Here is a 19436-nt window from a genome sequence, read left to right as displayed (position 1 = left end):
CCCTTAGAGGGCGTCACCCAATAAGCCTCCGGCTCCGCCGGAGGTCATTTAACTGGTTTAGATAGCTTAGAGAAATATATGTCACATATCATATGGATCCGAGCTGGATCATAATCACGTTTTTCACCTGCTTCTAATGCCATGTCTAAGGCGTCATTGTAGCTTAACTCACCTCTCATCACTCTTACATAGTAAACGCGCCATAAACCCCGCATTCTAATCTTTCAGCGCGAAGAATAAGATCAACTCTCCAACCCAAAGGAGAGTTGAAATGGCAAAACGACGCACCAACCTAGAATGGCAATCACTGTTTGAACAATATGAGAGCAGCAGTGTTACCCAACGCGCTTTTTGCGAAGAGCATGGACTGAGTTTATCCACGTTCTTCGCCAAGCGGCGTCAACTCCAAACAGTAAACCAATCGGAATCTGTCGGATTTGTTAAAGCCGAAATCGTCGAAAAGACAACCAAGTATCAGGCCCAGATAGCTACGGCTAACATGACACTTCTCATCAATGATGTGGAGCTGAGCATTCCTCAAGGTACGCCAGCGACCTATCTTGCTGAACTCATTGGAGCGTTGTCATGAAAGGTATGCTCAGCGCTCCAGACATTTACCTTTATCGTGAAAGCGTCGATTTTAGAAAGTCCATCAACGGTCTTGCAGCGATTATCGAAAATGATACGGGCTTACCTCTTGGCAGCGGTGCGCTGTTCCTGTTTACCAATAAACAGCGAGATAAGATTAAGGTACTGTACTGGGATAAAACAGGCTTCGCCCTCTGGTATAAACGCCTTGAAAAAGCCAAGTATAAGTGGCCTTCAAAAGAGAAAAATCAGGTGTTTACCCTCACTCAATTTGAGCTTGATAGACTGCTTTCTGGCTTCACAATTATCGGCCATGAACCCGTAAAAATAAACGATTTTACAATGAGCTAATCGAGAATAAAGCCTTATATACCAAGCGTTAACGGCACGATTTTAGTATAATCAATGCCATGGAAAAGACGCCAAATATCAACCCAGAAAGCCAAGATATTGCCGAGCTACAAGCGATGGTGAAAGCCCTGATGCTCTCGCAAGAGCAGAAGGAATCGCAATGGCAACAAGAGCGCCAATCGCTGCTTGAACAACTCAAACTCGCCTTCGACCGCCAGTTCGCTAAACGCTCGGAGGCGTTAAAGCCTTACGATGAATCACAAGGTGACCTCTTCAACGAAGCGGAATGTGAAGCCGTTAAGGAAGAAGAAGTTGAGGTGACAACCACGATCACAACGAAAAAGCGTGGTAAACGTAAACCTCTGCCTAAGACCTTACCTCGTGAGGTTATCGAACTCGATTTAGACGACCATGAAAAGCAGTGTTCTTGTTGTAATCATGGCCTGCATAAAATCGGTGAAGACCGCAGCGAGAAGCTAGAGTTCACGCCTGCGGTACTCAAGGTGTTGGAATATGTTCGCCCTAAGTACGCTTGCCGCCAGTGCGAGAAAACAGGCGACAGCAGCCATATCGTTCAGAAGCCATCCCCTCAGAGTCTCATCCCTAAAAGCTTCGCCACAGAAAGCTTGCTGGCCAACATCATTCTTGGCAAATACCAGTATGCGATGCCACTTTATCGCCAAGAATCGCTGTTTACCCAGTCGGGTATCGAGTTATCACGCACCACCATGGCAAGGTGGGTTATCCAAGTCAGCGAGAAGTTCGCCCCGCTGTATGCCGCCTTGAAGAAGTACCTAGTTCAGCAAGTGGTGGTTCAGGCGGATGAAACGCCGCTCAATGTGCTCAAGGAAGAGAAGAAGTGTTATATGTGGCTCTACTGCTCGGGCGCTGACTCGCCCGAAGCCGCACTGCCTAATGTGAAAAATATCGCCTTGTACGACTATCAAAACAGTCGCGCGAGGGCGTGCCCTATTGCCTTTTTAGGTGACTACAACGGTTATCTACAAACCGATGGCTACGCTGCTTATGATGGACTTCATCAAGTCACCAATGTGGGGTGCTTAGCGCATGCTCGTCGCAAGTTCATGGACGCGAAGAAGCTTCAAGGGAAAGGTAAGTCGGGCAAAGCGATAAAATACACGCTCGGGCAGTGGTCAAAGCTCACTCGTTATATCGACGATGGCCACTTATCTATCGATAATAATCGCGCTGAACGCGCAATTAAACCGCTGGTTATTGGCAGGAAGAACTGGCTATTCTCTAATACACCAAACGGTGCTAATGCGAGCGCGATGCTTTACAGCATCATCGAGACCGCGAAAGCCAACGGCCTTATTCTCTACGACTACATGGTCAAGTGCATGAAAGAGTTGGCGAAAGCAGAGCCTGATATCGACGCACTCCTACCTTGGAACTTCAAACACTGACAAGTCGCCCCGTGGGTTCGTGGGGCGGATACGAAAAAACTGGATGAAGAACGTTCTACTATATTTGTAGCGTTATCTAGAGCAAAATCAAAACTACTAATATCTTGTGCTCGAAATAGAGCGCATTACGGAAAATCTAAGTTCACGCATGTTACTAGCATTATTAATGAATTGGCTCAATGTGGGCTTAGCAGGCAACAAGTTGAAAAATCAAAACTCTTAACTATATGACTACTCGTACATATATTGGCAAGGTCTGCCAAAAGCAGACCTTTTGCTGTGATTAGAAATTGGAGCTAGCTTAAGTTTTTTCTTTCCTTCTGCATTTTCGTACTAATCGGACGGTACTGATATCCCTTAGAAGTTCATTACTTTTTGGGCTCTTCTCCGCTTAGATGAGCTTGACAGAAGGATATAACATTGAATTCACCTCAGGTACTGAAAGCTGTTTGATCTTCAGTTTGAAGTACTCGGTATCTCTGATCCCTCGTGCTCTTCTGCGCAACAATCCTATTGATACATTGCCAGCTTCGATTATGGCGCTGGTTAATCGGTCATACTTTGCAAAGTTACAGATGCCTTCTTTATGGTCTTGAAGCATGGATACAAAACCTTGCACGCTCATTATTCTTGTGGCATTGGCTAACTGACACCAAGCGTCTAAACGATAAGTCATTTGTCGATAGGTTTCCGCTCGCCAGATACTTTTTAGCTGCTCTTTAAGAACGTAGATTTCACTCAGACGGCGATTGGCTTTGAGTAACATTTTCAGTTTGTCCGTTTGTTTTTCTGACAGCCTTTCTGGATTCTTCAATAGAAGGTAAAGCGAGCCTTTAATCAGCGTTTTATCTTCTCTACAGAGCGCTTTTTTGAACTCATACGAACGCTCTCGTCGAATGAGTTGGCTATATTGTTGGACGACATGGAATCGGTCAAAAACGATGTCAGCATTCGGCAGATTTTCTCTGACGGCTTTTTGGTAAGCCTTCCCCATATCCATTGCAACGGCCTGAATCCCTTGGGCAGTTTGTTCGGTAAGTTGTGTGAGAAAGACTTCAAGCACGCGGTGTGTACGACCATGCTCGACCCAAATCAATTGGCCGTTATCCATGTCATACACCACTGTCATATAGTCGTGCCCTTTGGCTTTTGCGACTTCATCAACGCCAATCCGTTTTAATCCACGGAGTTTTGACGGCTCAGAGGGTGGCAACGTTCGATGCAGCGACGCCTTGTCAATATTCTTAATCGTTTCCCAGCGAAGTCCATAGTGTCTCGCAACCACACTGATGGGCATATGACGGCACAAGCCACTAATTTGTTCACAGAATCGTTTGGAATAACGTACGCCTTTTTCAACAAAGTCACACTCTTCAATACGTCGCTCACCTTCGGTTGTACGGACCTGCGCAAGCTCAATATGAATTCGACAACACCGGCCACTTATCGGCAAGTCATAAATGGTTCGAGAAACGTAAGTATTGACGGTGCAAGCTTGGTTAGATTTTGGGTCAGTCACTTTAAATCGTCGGTCTCGACGACAGTAAACGTCAACAGTTTGAGTGGATTCATCGACCTTAATCGACTGGATTGCCTGCCCCTGGATATGTAAAAGCTGAGAAAGTAACTGGGTCAAAATAGGATCCATCCATACTGACTAAAAAAGGGTTATTAGTCAGTATGGTAGAAGTCAGAATTATTGCGTTATGACTCAACAAAGCGGAGAAGAGCCACTTTTCCTAGAGTACGCGTGGTATCAAGCAAGCACAGCCTCAGGAACGATACTTACTTGAATTTACATTAGAGACTGTTTTAAACAGCCCAATTGGAGTCGTACAAACTGACTATTTCTACTATCTGTATCTATCAGGGAAAAGTGAGGGCAAAATCACAATGCTTCAAGATGTTTTACGACTTTTAGCGCTGGCTGAGAAATATATTCATTAACGCAATCAACCACCTTTGATAATTCATCATTAATATTGTAACAGATGTACTTGAAATAATCGCCAGTATCTCCTGTTGAAGATAAGCCTTTAATGATTAGCTCTTTGTCATCCTGATCTACAGAAATCTTGTCAATCTTTCTGTAATAGTAGAGTGAGTGAGGGATGGTAGAAATCCCTTTAAATACAACAAAGTTGTTTGTAAAGCAGATACCTGTCTTACCGGAACCAAATACAGTCGTGTCGAACTTTACGAGGATATCTGACTCCCAAACGTCATAACTAGGGATGTACTCCTTAATGTCATAGGAATTACTTAAACCACTTGGGGCATGCGCATACTCTTTGATGGCATTATCTACCTTTTTCTTTGCCTTCTTGCTTCCTAGGCATATATCTTTCTCCGTAAGAACATACTTACAGCCATCAGCTATTTCATCTTCGATTTCAATGTAGAAGTTCCAGAAAGACTTTATCTCACCTTTACAGTACTGCAATATTAAGTCCACTAGTGAGGTAGGATTGAACTCCACTTGCTTTGGATGATTCTTACCCTGTCCATCCAGAGCAGCCATCATTGCAGCTAAAACTCTATCTCTATTCTCTTTACCGACCTTTTCCTTTAACGTCTCATCTTTCTCTATTTGTTTCTCCCATTCCTTCGATAGAGAAATCAGAAACGATTCCATTTGTGTGGTGGATGTATCAATTCCAGCCAATAAACACCTGATATCATTGTGAATTAGGTCACTGCACTCCACAAGCTCCATAACATCTCCTTTAGTTCATATTCGATATTCACGCATACGCATTGCAAATTAGCACATATAAGCGACAATGCAATCCGTTTACTCATTTTTGTCTTACTTGCGCACACTACCTGCATCCTAATTAGTTAAATTCGTCTGACTCTGTTGCATGTTCTGTTTTTTGCTGCAATATTAATAAGCAAAGGTGAAACAGGTTGAACAATATGAAAGAGCAATTAGCGCAAATGATGATCGATTATCTCTTGCTATTAAGATATAAAGCCGATCTTTCTCAGAATGATGTTGCAAACCGCTCAAATGGGGTTGGTGGCGCACGCCTTCTTGATCAACGCGCTGTGTCGCGCATAGAAAAAAGCCCTTTGAAAACAACAACTGAGGGTATAGCCGCCTATATGATAGCTGTAGGCCAAACACCTGCGGACTTCTACTCAAAACTAAAAGAACTATCCGCTCAACTAGGAGTAACAACTATGGCGCTAAGTCTACAAAATACCAGTAAGCAGTACATTGCAGAGCAGATAAATGGCGCACTAAGCCGTGTTCGTGACGCTATTGGTATCTTAGAAAGCAGCAATGAATCTTACCTCAAGGAGCTCAACCTAGATGTTAAGTTAAATGGCGCTGTAGAAAACCTAAAGGGGCTTAATCGAAAACCTGTGATCGGGATGTTTGGTCATTATGATGTCGGTAAGACTACGATACTTAACACATTATTGAATTCAGATATCTTGCCGGAGTGTTACCAGCCAGCAACGAGTGTTGTTAACCTTATCCTTCATGAAGACGACAAGCCAAAAACACTTAAAGAATGCAACGTTGCCGTATTTAAGAAAGGCTTCCTACCTCACATGGTTCACGATCCTGAGTTGGTTAAAGATTTTCTCATTGAAAAGGGCGATTTTTCATTATTACGAAAACTAGGTGTTCATGATTACGATGAGGGCACAAACGAAGATGCATACATCGCTATGGTGTTCACAACGGCTGAGATACTTAAACACGTTTGGCTACTGGACACGCCGGGACACCTAAATGATGATGAAACAGGTGATACAGAAAAAGCACTAGCTGGTGTTGAGCTAATTGATGGCTTAGTCTTTGTCTCTCGGTTTAGTGGTTTCTTTGATTCAAAGGACTTTGCGTTCTTTAGTCAAATCGTGCGCCAGCGTCCGCCTGTTAACTCAGATCGCCCACTTGAGCATGTGACAATCATTTCGTCTCATTGCCATTCGGCAATCACCTTAGATCAAATCAACCAAGCTAAAAATAGTGCCTTCAAGCGCCTTAAAAAGCCTTTGAATGAGCTGATATTTGAAAACTGGCTCGAAGATGGTCACATTCAAGCACTTCCTAAGCCTATGGATCTGGTTGACCGCACCTTCCCGTTCTGGCGCGAAAATGATGATTACCGCACAGATATGGTTTCAGAGGTCATTAAGGTCGCTAATCATCTAACTGATAACCATTCTGTTATCGTAGACAATGCTATTGACCGACTAAACAAACAACTGATTAAAGTGCTCACAGAGGCTAGTGGGGAACTATCGGTAAAAAAGCAAGATGTTGACTCCCGAGTAAAGGCGCTTGATGAACAAGAGGCTAAGTTCCGCTTGGAGTCAACAGTGATTATTGGCCGTTTTGAAGAGCTAATCGCATCTTGCTCTCTGCGCAAATGCGAAGATTCAGAAAAAGTAGTCAACTATTATAACGCTAGCATGAACGCAGAAGGGCTCGCTAGTTTGATTCGCTCGCATTTTGAAGACAAGAAAGACGCAAGCAGCAATATCGGAGCACTAGTAGGACAAAAGCTCAGCTCTAAGGTAGAGCAAACGCTTAAGACAAGCGGTGCTAACTTCAATAATGAACTGGACTTACTGCTTGAGCGTTGGCAAAAAGCTGCCCCAAATATGGTTAATGTAGGTAAGGGGGATGCTGAATCCGTTGAGGGGATTGGTGGTATTAATGTGTCTACTTTTGACGCTAAGGCTGCTTTCATTGGTGGTTTAACTGGACTTGGCAGTTTAGGCGCTATGTCGCTATATGTATCTACCACTATTGCCAGTAACCTCGGAGCTTACATACTGGTTGCTCAAGTTGGTGGGTGGTTAACCTCGCTTGGCATTACTGGTAGTGTTACGACTGCCACCTCATTCGTATCTGCAATAGGTGGCCCTGTCGTAGTAGGAGCAGCTATTGCTGGAGCTCTTGGCTACGCCATCTATCGCTTAGTTGGTCGTGATTGGCAAACAAGTTTAGGTAAGAAAGTTCGTGACCAACTAAATAAAAACGACGTTGAATCTAAGTTGAAATCACCTATTACCAAGTACTGGGATAACACGGGCGAGGCGGTTCGTTGTGGCATCAATGGCCTTATCAAAGATACTGATAGCTACATTGATAAGTTGCGCAAAGAGGCGAATACTGAGTACGATATTGAATCTCTAGAGAGGTGCATGTCTGTTATCGATAGGATTAAATTTGCTATAAAGCATAACCATATTAAGTTGCAGTAATTAGCTATCACTGAAAAAAATAGAGTCACAAGTTAGACTTGTGGCTCAAATTCACTATTTCTCTATTATAAAAAAGTCATCTCAACGCTCTTAGCTTCAGCCGATTGGTGTTCCTACACCTGATAAATTGACCTACTTTCAATATGTTGGCGTACTGCGGGTAATTTACTCAGCTCACCTATAGCAATTATTTCCAAATATTTCTTACCATCAAAGCTATGGTTATGGTTCAGCATCGTCATAAAGCCTGTGATATTTTCAGAGTTAAGGAAAAGCTAAAACTATCAGTCGTTATAGGTATTTTTCCAAACTATTTCAAAGGGCAAGCCTTGCTTCGCATAACATCAGATAGGGCAAAATCCGGTTTACAGTTTGTGAATGAATGATAACTCTAAATGGAAAAGGGGCACTTTCGAGCTAGAAAGTGCCAAGGGTAAAAATTCAACCAAAGAAACTCTTGGACAAAAGTGTGTCAGCAACTTTACTATCGAGGTGTTGATAAGTGTGTTGATTTCATTGATTATTGCCTCAGTCCATATAGTGATGAAGCGGTTGCTAAAACCTTATTGTATTGATTTTTCCTTGCGTTTAATAATCAATAGTGCCAAAAAAGATACAGCTAATGCCATTATAGAAACGATTGTTCCGATGTTCCCACTTGGTGCAAAGTCCCAATCATTAAAGAAAAATGCGGGTACGATAAAAACTTCCACTGTATATATCCACAAATTATAAATCGTATGAAAAATTATAGCGCTATATATACTCATGTATTTCAGTAGAACTATTGATGCAGTGATACCTAGAGAAAAAGCAACGACAGGGTCTTCATGGCCGTAGGCGAATAAGAGTGACGATAAAATTACGCCTACAAACTTGTTTCTCAAAAGTAAGCATATGCTACTTAGCAAGATAAACCTGAAGAAAAACTCCTCTGATAACGGAGCTAATATAACGGTTTCGAAAAGATAATTTAGTTTCTCGCTTACTTCCAGTTCACCACTAACGAGAAATCCTACGATATAGTCGACTTCTTGTCCCGTGACATATTGCCGGATAAATTCCATATAGAACAACGTGATACAAGCCACGCCAATCGCTAGCACAGTAATTGGGAATACATGATGAGTAAAAGAGGAAACTTGTGGAGTTACTGAAAAGAGGCTATTTTCACTCTTCTTTAAAGTAAGCATCATCACAAACGCCACCATCCCAAAAAGGCCTCGAAGATCATTAAAACCCATGTCGCCCCATAAGTAATATAAGGCAAGTGCCAATATGCTTATGGGTAACGAGGTTTTAAGTCCTACGGTGGGAAAGTTATCCATTTGTACCATATCTAAATTTATTAATTCCTGCATTTAAAGATTACATTTATATCATCCGCCTCACATTAATTTCAATCGTATCGAGATCTTCACGACTAAATAATCTGGTGAAAAACTGGAACAGGATATGTATGGGTTTAACTCTGACGGATTTTGAGGCACACGCGTTTTAGAGTCATAGCACTGAGGCGTTCTTGTCCCAAAGCATGGCGGCATAATACGTCTCTGGACAGAAGCTTGTTAATGCCTTTGCTAAGTTAGCGAGTCATGAATAAATGCAAGTGTAAAAGTCCCTTAACTCATTGCATTGTATTGATTGGAAAGGTCAGATACTGGGTGCTCCCAATTGATGAACAATTCCAAATCATCGCAGGGAGCAACCGTAATACCCTTAAATTATGTATGAAGAGGTGCTAACTGATAGCTCTGGCTAAGAACAGCTAAAAGCACTGTTCTTAGTTGAATTACTTGAAGTAATAAGAAAACACGAGTTCGAGGGTATCAACATCACCTGCTAAATGATGCCATTGTAGATCTGACTTAATTTGACCAAAGTCCAATACATTCACGCCGACGCCTATGTTGGGGTGAACATTATCCTCCACCTCGAAATCTTCCGCGTGGTTCGAACTTGCATCAAGATAACCTAAGCCCAAACTGAAGTACGGGGCGAATTTATCGCCCCAAAGCTGCGTAACTCGATAAACAAAGTTAAAGCTGTAATGTTGGTAATCGACCGTCATATCATTATATTGCGTATGTTCTGCTTTCAAATCGACACTATTTAGCCAACGATAAGTAAACTGGATACTCGCGTTATTATCAAATTGGTACCCTAAGCTACTTCCGAAAGAAAACTGACTGTTACTTTCCTGACTCCACGCGTTGTGGTCAGTATCTGGCTCTAACCATGAAATCCCAGGATTAGCTGTTACATATATTCCGTTATTCTCTTCTGCAGAATGAGCGAAAGGAGAAACACTTAACAATAGTGGGACGACCACTTTAACGGCAAGTGACTTTTGATGTCTAAACAGTGCGAGTATCGTCAATAGCAGCGTGCTTAAGAACCCTATAGAACCACCACTGCTGGTTCCCGCGATAACCTTCCCCCCATAAGGAACACCGGCTTGAATATGAAGATTAACGGTAGCAGGGTAACTATGTCTTGTTCCAATATCTGTAACATCATATTCAAAGCTATCATCGCCTATAAAACCAGCGTCAGGCGTGTAAATGAATTCACCAGTCTCCTTAAGTGTTACCGACCCATGCATTGGTTGTTTATAGATTCGCGCAGTTAAATCGGCATAAAAAGGAGCTTGTGTATTCGCGTCATCTGTATCGTTAAGCAACACACCTGGTGCAACAATAGTATCAATACTGTCTGCGTAAAGTGAGTAGCTATCATTATTAGCAACTGGCGCAGCATTGTTAGGGATAAGAGTCCAACCTGTGGAGAGAATTGTTATTGATACTTTTGCTTGGCTAGTATTGATTGAATAATAAAATTCATCATTGCCATAATAATCAGCATCAGGTTGATACTCAAAACTACCGTCAGCATTCAATGTGACACTTCCATACAAAGCATCTTGGTCTAATGCAGCGGGTGCTGAGTTTTCATTGGTATCATTTTTAAGCACTCCATTTTGACTAGAGACAATCAACTTAGTATCTTGATCAACCTCATAGCTATCTGGGTGAGCATAAAGAGATTCATGTTTTTCGAATGCGCCAATGTCGATTCTCAACCCCTGCGGGCGGGTTTGTTTGAGGTAATCTGATGTGATTGAGCTACCATCGTCATATAGCGCTTTATCGTCGTCGCCTTTATCAACAAGGGCTATTGAAAGCGAGTTTGGAACGAAACAATTAGTTGTAACGCACCCTGCAAGTGACAGGCCAGTGTTAGGGGTATCATCGACACCAGGTGACGAAATAAAGTTATCATTGTTCTCTGCCAATGGGTAAATAGTTGTATCGTCCCAATCTGTTGGATAAATTGCAGAGCCAACATTATTTACACCATCGACTGTAATGAGTAGATTGTTATTGGCTATAAGTTGAGCACTATTGATTAACTCTATATGGGTCGCTTTGTAAGTAGCAGGGTCTACATTTTTAGTAATAGTCGGATAATACAGCGTGCTATTGGTTAGCGTCAATTTTCCTTTATTGACATAGATTGGCCAACCTCTATTAGCATCCCTTCCATCAAATAAAGTATTTATAATTTGTGTATCAGCTTCATTAAATCTAAAAGTAGAATTAAATAAGCCTTTAAATATACTATCTTTGATGACTGCCGTTGTGCTGCCTGAACTATCTTGACTAACTTGAATAACATGACTCGCTGTGTTTTCATCCAATGGTCCATTAGATTCAAAAGCCGTGTTTTCAATAAAAACATTACTATTAAAAATAAGGGTAGGTGCTGATCTTGGGCCAAGATTTTCGAATATAAATGAATCTTTTATTGTAACAATGCCATCTTGAGTAGACATGATGGATGCCTCTCCTTGCCTAGGCACTATCTTATATAGGATAACGTTATTGAGTGTTACATTAGCGTTATCGGAAAAGATAAAACCTGACATGTGTTCTGCCCACACATTTTCAATGGTGACATCAATGGGGCGCCCTGCGGTATTTCGAGGATTGATGTCAAATAAAAGACCAGATGATCTTAGAATCAGATTGTTAGGATCATTCGGATAACCAGTATTAAATGAGCCAGTATCAGAAACCCAGCGTTGATGGTCATTAATGTGGACATAATCATCGCCTAATCCTCGAATGATAATATCATCAGTAATTGTCATTCGGTTGTCGGTTTGACCTGAAGGGACTTCACCCAAATTAGGCGAGATAGGTGCTTGTGCATTATATGAAGCCGGTATTTCGATAGTATCTAAACCAGGATTAGCATTGGCCTTTTCGATGAAATCTCGAAGTGAGCCCATGCCTTGATCACTACTTGTTGTTACCGTATAAGTGGCAGATTGTACGCTCAAAGAGCTAAAAAGTAGTCCAAATAAAATTATTGACTTTGGAGTCATATTACCATCCTTGATATCCATGAAAAAACTAAGCCCAGATTTTTTTAAGTTACTTGTAACCAACAACTTAGCTCATATATAAGAATATCACAACTCTCCCTAAGTAATGACTTTTGGAGATGTGTATACTTGGGTGCGGACGGGAGTTTTTTCAAAGTAATGTGTTTGCTTTACACATTAGCTAGTTCTATTACGATCTAGATGGGTTCTAGAACGTTTTGGGGCAGAAAGTGGTTTAACTTATCTTCGCCGTCTAACTTGATGTAGCCAAAAACAGATCAAACTATATTGGAAATGAACAGACTTTATTGGAACTGACAAACTTTAATGTCCTCGGACATTTACAGTGGGAATCGCTGATTTATAGAAGCCGGGTATCGAAAGAAATTTCGTGTTTTTTGGCCGTTTTGATGAGTTTTGGATAACCTGGATGTTTTGTGTTGAGCACATAGTTTTGTTCGCGAGGCACAATCACCGATGGGATCGCCAGCGCCAAGCTTGAATAGCTCGATAACCATTGATCACCTATTTCGGCTGTCTGAAGCGGGGCTGGCTCTTCATTCCAGTTGTCCGGTAAGTCGTCATTTTCAAGGACCAAAGCATCGGCTTCATCCAGTTCCAACGTAAACAAGACATAATTTTCAAGTACTTTGGTATTTTTGAGATGAACCAAGATTTCTAAAATGGCAAGTGACTCTGACGCCGCAACATAAACCGCAGACCGTCCAATAGAATTCCAACGCCCTCCGTACAGTCTGGAGCCTTCGCCATCGAAAGCTGACTCTTCCCACTTTTCCTTTACGATTCGGTACAAAGTGATCAAGAAAATACCCCATGCTCTAATCGTCCAATTAGGTTTAGCACACCCTCTGATTCAGCAGTTGTGGCAACCATATCGATAGGGCGGCGATTACCCAAACCAACCACAGGGGATTTGATCCATTCACACGCGGCCAAAATATCACCTTCAAATAAGTTGATGGTTTGGTTGAATATCTCAGCAAAACGGTACAAACGATCACTTTCGTCTTTGTTAAAACGTCCCGCTTTCGATCTGCGGTTTAGTGTGGCTGGTGGAATTGTAACAGCGGTAGCCAACTCTTTCTTTTCCAATTTAGAGTGCTTGGCTAGTTTGTCAAAAACATCAAAATCCAGACCTTTATGAACAGACTCATAAAGGGTTACCCCTCGCGATGGAATACCTACTTGCTGCCAAAAGCTAGCTGGCTGTTTAACAGGCTTGAATGCTTGCATTTGTGACATAACAATAACTCCTTATCAGATGGTAGTATCATTATGTATCAGATGATTGCGGTAGGCAAGTTTACAAGTACATAGCTTGGAAAATTGGAGAGCGACAAGTAAGTTAGAGCATTCTCTGCTTTATTTTACCAGAGAAAGAAACGCCGCAATTCCAACTGTCGGAAGACAATAGAGATTGAGAACATGAGTCGCGACGACATGCTGACTCAGAACTGGACAAGGTTCATCTAGAGAGGGTTTAAAAGAGGTAATTGCTCCAATATCTTGCCAGACCTAGCCTTGTCTTCCAGAGATACCGCAATAAATCAGTTGTTGGCCATGCCAAATAGCATAGATGCCAGCAGCAACTTTCGGGCCATCAAAGATTACTTGCTACAACAAGCGTATTTTGCGAATAGATTAAAACTCAGCAGTCGCAAGTATAACGACACTTTGGATACGTAGAGCAACCATAAAAAGACATACCAGATTTAGCTCCTCGCTTAGCAACACGCATTACAAGCTTAGATTGGCAACTAGGGCAAATCATAGATTCGACGCCTGCCCTGTGTGTTTGGGGCGATATTGATGGTTTATTTTGAAAGCTGCGGCCATCTTCAATCATATGTACTAGTTCGCTGCCGTTGACTAGCCACAGGCGCTTATCTAGAGAAAAAGTGACAGCCTCAGAAGTAAAGTCTCCTGAAGTTACGATAATCATCTTACTGGCATTGTTCGCGATCATGACACCGTACATTTCCCTTAGAATTTGCACACCCACTTTGCGAGTTTTCCAATGCTTACATTGTACAAGGCTTAATTCACTATCTTTTGTAAGCCAAATATCAACACCGCCATCAGATTTTTGAGCGAAAGACTGTTTGACCGCATACCCTTGAGACTTAAAGTATTCTCCGATGTAACTTTCAAATTCGATCCAAGTCAGGTGATTTAGTGGGGAAGTATTCCTCTGAATTTTAATCTGAGTGTTCGTCTTGAGATAGTTTCTTTTCCTCTGATATTGCTTGAAAAACGCTATCGGTGCGGGGAGAAGAAATAAGAACGTAAAATATGGAGCCATCAAGGGCAAGTTTGGAGCAATAGCTTCAAAGATGAAATTATTGCTATCCACGGCCAAGCTAGGCAATAGGTATGAAAGCCCAAAATAAATACAAGCAGAGAGTACTACGCTTAACCACCATGGAGCGTCCATTAAGTGCCATATGATTCCATCGTGTTTTCGTACCATTTGAAAAAACTTATCCGAGCAGAACTGGAGCTAACATGGTTTGATAATAAATCAGCTAGCCCGGATATGTCTTGGGTTACTCCTACGGTGCTAAAAACATTGTTTACTGAGTTGATAACTCATACGCGTGGTAATCAATCAAAGGCTACTAGGATGTTAGGGATCAACAGGGGGAGTTTCAGCAAAAAATTAAACCAGATTACAAGTAATGAACTTGGATTGGTTGAAAGCCTATAGGTATATATCAAGCCTATTAGGACACAGCAGAGGGCGTAGCCATCATTACCTTGAAAAACGCCGCCAGTCAGTAGCTTGGTCTAATTTACCCCCGTGATATATCACGGGGGTTTACAGCGAACAGCATGATAAGAACGGATAACCTTTTGGCAGGGTAAATCGACAGTTTAAAATTGCTTTTGTACCGGGCAAGGGTATTGCTCTTTGAGCCCCATCGCTAAGTAATAACCGATAGAACCTTTAATGCCTGGTTTACCGTATTTTTTAATATTATGTTCAATTTGGTTATTAATCAGCTCCATCAACTCTTCGGTTTTCCATTCCCATAATGTTTCGCGATTGGCGGGATCTTTCATGGGCAAGCAATAATCGATACGTTGATTGCGAGAGTCTAAGCGCGTGGTATAAAGATTTATGGTATCCGCAGCAACACGAACCCCAATCAATAAATCTCGATACTCAGGGCTATCGGGATTTCGATAATGCTCAACGTAGTAACGCATATCTGCAGGGTTCTTGCCACTGCTCATGCGGTCGATTTCTGGAATTTGACTATTGGCTAAGCTTGAAAACGAACATAAAGTGGTTAAGCCTAATACGATCCATTTATTCATTACTAATCCTCCATTTTATACAGTGTATAATACTAGGTTGTTTTGATATCTCACTTGGATTGCTCAATAATTAACCATTATTTATAGGTTAAGAACGGGTTTGGTCCTCCTTCTGTGTTGGCTGCAAGGTTGATGGTGGCTCAACACGGTTACTGGTACTCTCAAATTGACCGCGAGTTTCATCCACGATTTGTGAGTGGTTGTCGGGGTTGTAATAATGCTCAGTGCCGCCGCGCTGTTCATGCTGCTCAATCACGGTTTGGCTGGTGTTGCCTAGAGCTTTACCTTTGTATTGTTCGCCCACCATCGTTTGCCACTCGGCTTGGGTCGGCTCAGGATTAAAGGTTTGTTCGTGCTCATCTTGAGTGGGTACGCTGGCGAGCACAAAATCTTTAAACGTATCGGTTGTTTTAAATTCTTCCCATTCATTCGCGCGGGTTTGGCGAGCATCGTCGCTCTGACCCGTGAGTATGTATCTTGATTCGTCTTTCGTACGTCCGTTTTCAACAAACGCTTGGAATGGCTTTTCCAGTTTCTCAGTTAGGCTCGCCACTTGACGATGCTCTTGGCTGTTGACTTGACTGAGCGTATCGACCTCTTGTTGAGCTTGTGTCGTGGACGTTATCAAGCCTTGCGTCTCACTAAAGTTCGCCGTAAAGCCAGTGGCGTAAGTGCCCATCTCCGTATTACGTTCGTCGGCCGTGAGGCGGTTGCTCGCATCGATGGTTTGGTTGGCACCAGAGCGGTAGGATTCGATAGCGGCTTGCATTTGGCTTTGTTGTTCGTTGCTCATGCTGCTGAGCGTTTCGCGGTCTTCCTGTGTCCATTTTTGTCCCGTGGACGCGTTCACACTCCCATTAAACCCTACGGCGTCACCGAAAGCGCCGCTTGACAGTCCAGCGTTCACGTCATAACCGCCGTACGCAGAGTGTAAGAAGGCATTCGCTTTCTCATGGCTCCATCCGGTTGCCGCACTGACTTGCTCAGTGGCGGAGCTGACCTGCTCTAAGCCTTTTGATGCTGCAGCAGTTGCACCGTGTCCATGAGTTAAACCGTAACCTTGGGTTGAAGAATAACTCTCTTTCCAATCGGCCATCAATTGAGAGCCACTTTGTGTGCTTTGTGACAAGGCCGTTTGTTGTGTCGAGAGGTTGGATTGAGCGCTAGTGTGCAAGTCTTGCACCGCTTCACTGTATTGACTAGAGCTGGCGACATTCCACTGGAAATTCGACGCGGTAGGGCTAGTGTCATACACCGTTCTATCACCGTATTGCGTTGAAAGCATACCGTCTTCGCTTTGAGTGGTACTGCCGTGTTGTTTCAGCAATGTCGACGTATCAAACTTATTGCCATTGACGTTATTAAACGTGTGGGTCTGCATTTGCGTATTACCGTGGCTGATGTCACCGCTTGAGGCCGCTGCCGACGTACGGGCATTGGTTTGGTTTATCATCCCCGCCAGTTGGTAGTTTAAGCTGCTCATCATGGCCGCTGCGCCCTTGGTTAACGCCAAAGCAATCGCGGGGGTGGACATCATCAAGTATCCGGTAATGGAGGCGTAACGCGTGTTGACGTAATCAATGCCGCTCATGTTCGAGAGGGTAATGCCGCGTAACCCTTGTGTCGCGCCCTGGGTCGCCCCTTCTAAGAACCACATCATGATAGCGTTGAGGATGGTGAATATCATAGGCCAAGTGGCCAGATAGAAAAAACTGCCAACGTAGTTTTTAAGGACAGGCAGCGCCATATGTGGCAGCAAGGCAATGATGGCAATGATCGCCCCAAAGCAGACAAACAAAATCACTCCTATCGAGTGCATCATTGGAATGAACTCTTTGGCTTGCAGCCCAATGTTGGCCCACATGGTGGTGGTTTGCATTTGGTTGGCGGTGTAAGCGTAGTTGGCCGCGATACCTCGGTGCGTGTTTTCGATGTTCCATCGCGTCATGTTGATGACCATGTTCTGTTTTAAAATATCGACCGCGTTGTTACTGACCCCAATTAAATCTTGGTGACTATTCTCGATGGCGTTTCTTAAGAACGTTGATTGGATGTTGCTCTCTCGTCCCAAGATATACGCGCCCAGTTTATTCATGGTTTGATTGGCCTCTTCATCAAATTGTTGAGTGAGTTCAGGAAACGCGTCGCGGCAGGTTCTGTATTGACCCTGGGGGTTATAGAGCCCACGAATGGGGGACATCGATTTTGTGGCGAGAAAACCCAGCAAATCCGGTGCTTGCAGGATGTTTTGCATGGTGTATTTTTTGTTAATTCGAATGTCTCCGACGATGCAGTTGTGATAAAAGTCTTTCCAATAGCGTTGCAGATCAATGGTTTCGGCGTTGGCGCTACGAAGCAACGTGTATAAATTCGAACCAAACACCATGCCTGAGGAGCTGTAGCTTTCATCCTCTGTACTGCTAAAGACGATTTCAATGCCTTCGGTTAAGCCGTGCATGAACGTGGTGGCCGCCCAACCGGGTATTGCGACGATGTAAGGCACGTTATTCACGTAATAAATGCGCATAGGATTTTGCGCGTCATTGATATGGACGGTGGCTTTCATGCTGATAAGAAAAGTGGGGATAGCCAAGTAAATGAACATAAAACGCATCACATGTTTCGCGTCTCGAGACACAAAAAATAGGGTGGCACTGATGATAAAGGCCAGTTGTAAGGCGATTTCGATTAACGAGCCAAAGGTGTTGGTGGTAAAAAAAGTGGCGACGGCGTTCAAGGCTCGTTGTAATTGAGGGCCTGCGCCATAGAGATAAAAGTCTAAGGTCATTGGGGATCTCCTTTAATGGCCAAAGGTGAGGTTCGATAGGGTAGCGTCACTTGCCGATTGGCTAAGGAGCTTTCGTTTGCGTTTTAAGCGCTCAGTGAGGGCTAAGTACGCGTTCAATTTTGTTTTGTGACGGTCTCGAATGGTTTGTAAGTAATCCCTTGCACTGTTGATGCCTTCGAGAGTGCGATTGACGTCGGTTGGGTTAACCGAAGCGAGGTTGGTCATGGATTGATTGACGATCATCAGCATGTTGTTGAGATAGGCATGCAAGAGATCGGCGGCAATATTTTGAGCGTATAAATGGCTTTCTGGTTGTAGGTTGAGGTGCGCATCATCAATGAGCATTGCTAAGATAGGAATGTCACTGAGTTCAACAAAGCTCTTCTCTGAGTCGGTGATAGGTTGGTCAGATTGTAAGTGGGCATAGAGCGTATCGACGGTGTGGCGCACTTTGGCGTTAAAGGCTTGGCTTTCATTTAGGCTGATGGCGCTTAGGCTCATCGAAAGGCAGGTCTCGGTGTTGTCGCATCGATACACCTCCAAATCCCCTCCGGTCAAAAGGGCGTTAATGGCGGTGTCGTTACCCACTAACATGGCCGGAATGTAGCTTGGCGTCCCCTGCGCGTCGTAAATGACGGTGCCAGTGAGGCTTACGATAAACTCGGCGACCTCTTGATTGTCTTGAAGGTAAGCGCTTTTCATGAGCGCATCCCACACCACATTTAAGTTCACTTTCACTGCGTGCGCCGTGGCGTCATCGGTGTTGCTAGCCAGTGTGCTCTGGTTGGTACGGACGTTGCGACATTCGTGTTGCGCTTCTAACCAATCAGCGAAAGCGTTGCTTTGCGTGCCTAGGGTGGCGCAGGCATGTCGCTTGGCTTCCCCATCGGTAAAGGCCGCTAAACCAGAGACCGCCGATTGCGCTACTTGGCAAGAGTTCATCGAGGTGGTGAGGAACTGATCAGCAATGGCTTGCAGTTTGTCCCGATTCTCTTTGATGCTCGGCGCCCAAGTTTACAGCGCTAAATCCACCGCGAAGGGCACGGCGTTGGCAATGACGGCTTTACCAAAAGCCACCAGTTGGTCAGAGTTAATATGAGAAAAGCCGCCCATAAAGGCGTCAATGCCACCGCACCCTGCGCTGACAGAAGGCAAGGTGATGGCGGCCAGTTGAATGTTTTTGATGTTGGTGCGAGCAAACAAACTGCCCGCATTATAGTAGGTGGCGGATTGACCCTGATAGGCACTTGGGTTCGTGATGTTGCTGTTAAAACTGCTGTCATCCCAAAAGCTGTTCATGGCGTCGCCCAAGCCGCCGGCA

General features: G+C 43.6%; 14 protein-coding genes and 1 pseudogene. 5 read left to right on the top strand and 10 right to left on the bottom strand.

The window, feature by feature from the left end; translation table 11 throughout:
* Positions 1 to 271: 271 nt before the first annotated feature.
* The 3 genes from tnpA to tnpC are packed head-to-tail and all read left to right on the top strand — an operon-like array spanning position 272 to position 2366.
* A complete protein-coding gene (gene tnpA / locus AB6C75_RS14170; RefSeq protein ID WP_017104947.1) occupies positions 272 to 589 on the top strand; it encodes an IS66 family insertion sequence element accessory protein TnpA in 318 nt (105 codons plus the stop codon).
* Positions 586 to 939, top strand: coding sequence for an IS66 family insertion sequence element accessory protein TnpB (gene tnpB, locus AB6C75_RS14165; RefSeq protein ID WP_048665051.1), 354 nt, complete (start codon positions 586 to 588; stop codon positions 937 to 939). The genes tnpA and tnpB overlap by 4 nt, the downstream gene beginning before the upstream one ends.
* Positions 940 to 998: 59 nt before the next feature.
* A complete protein-coding gene (tnpC, locus tag AB6C75_RS14160; protein ID WP_372108008.1) occupies positions 999 to 2366 on the top strand; it encodes an IS66 family transposase in 1368 nt (455 codons plus the stop codon).
* Between the two features lie 391 nt (positions 2367 to 2757).
* On the opposite strand, the gene AB6C75_RS14155 is transcribed toward tnpC, so the two are convergent.
* Together AB6C75_RS14155 and AB6C75_RS14150 are read right to left on the bottom strand one after the other, a co-directional pair.
* Entirely contained in the window at positions 2758 to 4002 is a 1245-nt protein-coding gene (locus AB6C75_RS14155) for an ISL3 family transposase (RefSeq protein ID WP_372093029.1), read from the bottom strand.
* Between the two features lie 252 nt (positions 4003 to 4254).
* Positions 4255 to 5082: a hypothetical protein gene (locus tag AB6C75_RS14150; protein WP_136977990.1), complete on the bottom strand. Its 828-nt coding sequence runs from the start codon at positions 5080 to 5082 to the stop codon at positions 4255 to 4257.
* Positions 5083 to 5285: 203 nt separating this feature from the next.
* On the opposite strand from AB6C75_RS14150, the gene AB6C75_RS14145 reads away from it, so the two are divergent.
* A complete protein-coding gene (locus tag AB6C75_RS14145) occupies positions 5286 to 7595 on the top strand; it encodes a dynamin family protein (RefSeq protein WP_372108007.1) in 2310 nt (769 codons plus the stop codon).
* Between the two features lie 563 nt (positions 7596 to 8158).
* On the opposite strand, the gene AB6C75_RS14140 is transcribed toward AB6C75_RS14145, so the two are convergent.
* The 5 genes from AB6C75_RS14140 to AB6C75_RS14120 all read right to left on the bottom strand — a co-directional run bounded on the left by AB6C75_RS14140 (position 8159) and on the right by AB6C75_RS14120 (position 14476).
* Complete coding sequence (locus tag AB6C75_RS14140) at positions 8159 to 8923, bottom strand: lysostaphin resistance A-like protein (protein WP_372108006.1); 765 nt, start codon at positions 8921 to 8923, stop codon at positions 8159 to 8161.
* Between the two features lie 464 nt (positions 8924 to 9387).
* The gene (locus AB6C75_RS14135; protein ID WP_372108005.1) at positions 9388 to 11985 is read right to left on the bottom strand and encodes an Ig-like domain-containing protein; all 2598 of its coding nucleotides are present in this window, start codon (positions 11983 to 11985) and stop codon (positions 9388 to 9390) included.
* A 361-nt stretch (positions 11986 to 12346) separates the two neighbouring features.
* A complete protein-coding gene (locus tag AB6C75_RS14130) occupies positions 12347 to 12808 on the bottom strand; it encodes an RES family NAD+ phosphorylase (protein WP_016800264.1) in 462 nt (153 codons plus the stop codon).
* The gene (locus AB6C75_RS14125) at positions 12805 to 13248 is read right to left on the bottom strand and encodes an antitoxin Xre-like helix-turn-helix domain-containing protein (protein WP_016800265.1); all 444 of its coding nucleotides are present in this window, start codon (positions 13246 to 13248) and stop codon (positions 12805 to 12807) included. Before AB6C75_RS14125 ends, AB6C75_RS14130 begins: the two co-directional genes overlap by 4 nt.
* A gap of 406 nt (positions 13249 to 13654) precedes the next feature.
* Entirely contained in the window at positions 13655 to 14476 is an 822-nt protein-coding gene (locus tag AB6C75_RS14120) for a restriction endonuclease (protein WP_372108004.1), read from the bottom strand.
* Here AB6C75_RS14120 and AB6C75_RS14115 point away from each other — a divergent pair.
* Positions 14444 to 14713 (top strand): helix-turn-helix domain-containing protein, encoded by a 270-nt coding sequence (locus AB6C75_RS14115; protein WP_372108003.1) that lies wholly within the window; start codon positions 14444 to 14446, stop codon positions 14711 to 14713. The two genes, AB6C75_RS14120 and AB6C75_RS14115, sit on opposite strands and share 33 nt — an antisense overlap.
* A 167-nt stretch (positions 14714 to 14880) precedes the next feature.
* Here the strand turns inward: AB6C75_RS14115 and AB6C75_RS14110 are convergent, their stop codons facing one another.
* The 3 genes and pseudogenes from AB6C75_RS14110 to AB6C75_RS14100 form a co-directional block, all read right to left on the bottom strand.
* Positions 14881 to 15327, bottom strand: a complete 447-nt coding sequence (locus tag AB6C75_RS14110) for a hypothetical protein (protein WP_017082650.1) — start codon at positions 15325 to 15327, stop codon at positions 14881 to 14883.
* 88 nt (positions 15328 to 15415) lie between these two features.
* On the bottom strand, positions 15416 to 18115 hold the full coding sequence (locus AB6C75_RS14105) for a conjugal transfer protein TraG N-terminal domain-containing protein (RefSeq protein ID WP_372108002.1): 2700 nt from the start codon (positions 18113 to 18115) through the stop codon (positions 15416 to 15418).
* A 12-nt stretch (positions 18116 to 18127) separates the two neighbouring features.
* Positions 18128 to 19414, bottom strand: a pseudogene (locus AB6C75_RS14100) (conjugal transfer protein TraH).
* Between the last annotated feature and the right edge of the window lie 22 nt (positions 19415 to 19436).

It is taken from the genome of Vibrio sp. 10N.237.312.B06, assembly GCF_041464685.1.
Lineage (GTDB): Bacteria > Pseudomonadota > Gammaproteobacteria > Enterobacterales > Vibrionaceae > Vibrio > Vibrio tasmaniensis_A.
The sequence above is the reverse complement of the archived record's forward strand: the minus strand, read 5'-3'. Positions and strand labels throughout refer to the sequence as shown.

Excerpts from the sequence above, each read along its gene's own strand:
- AB6C75_RS14110 (WP_017082650.1), bottom strand. The coding sequence starts at position 15,327 with ATGAATAAATGGATCGTATTAGGCTTAACCACTTTATGTTCGTTTTCA.
- AB6C75_RS14105 (WP_372108002.1), bottom strand. The coding sequence starts at position 18,115 with ATGACCTTAGACTTTTATCTCTATGGCGCAGGCCCTCAATTACAACGA.
- AB6C75_RS14150 (WP_136977990.1), bottom strand. The coding sequence starts at position 5,082 with ATGGAGCTTGTGGAGTGCAGTGACCTAATTCACAATGATATCAGGTGT.
- tnpB (WP_048665051.1), top strand. The coding sequence starts at position 586 with ATGAAAGGTATGCTCAGCGCTCCAGACATTTACCTTTATCGTGAAAGC.
- tnpC (WP_372108008.1), top strand. The coding sequence starts at position 999 with ATGGAAAAGACGCCAAATATCAACCCAGAAAGCCAAGATATTGCCGAG.
- tnpA (WP_017104947.1), top strand. The coding sequence starts at position 272 with ATGGCAAAACGACGCACCAACCTAGAATGGCAATCACTGTTTGAACAA.
- AB6C75_RS14135 (WP_372108005.1), bottom strand. The coding sequence starts at position 11,985 with ATGACTCCAAAGTCAATAATTTTATTTGGACTACTTTTTAGCTCTTTG.
- AB6C75_RS14125 (WP_016800265.1), bottom strand. The coding sequence starts at position 13,248 with ATGTCACAAATGCAAGCATTCAAGCCTGTTAAACAGCCAGCTAGCTTT.
- AB6C75_RS14145 (WP_372108007.1), top strand. The coding sequence starts at position 5,286 with ATGAAAGAGCAATTAGCGCAAATGATGATCGATTATCTCTTGCTATTA.
- AB6C75_RS14140 (WP_372108006.1), bottom strand. The coding sequence starts at position 8,923 with ATGGATAACTTTCCCACCGTAGGACTTAAAACCTCGTTACCCATAAGC.
- AB6C75_RS14120 (WP_372108004.1), bottom strand. The coding sequence starts at position 14,476 with ATGGTACGAAAACACGATGGAATCATATGGCACTTAATGGACGCTCCA.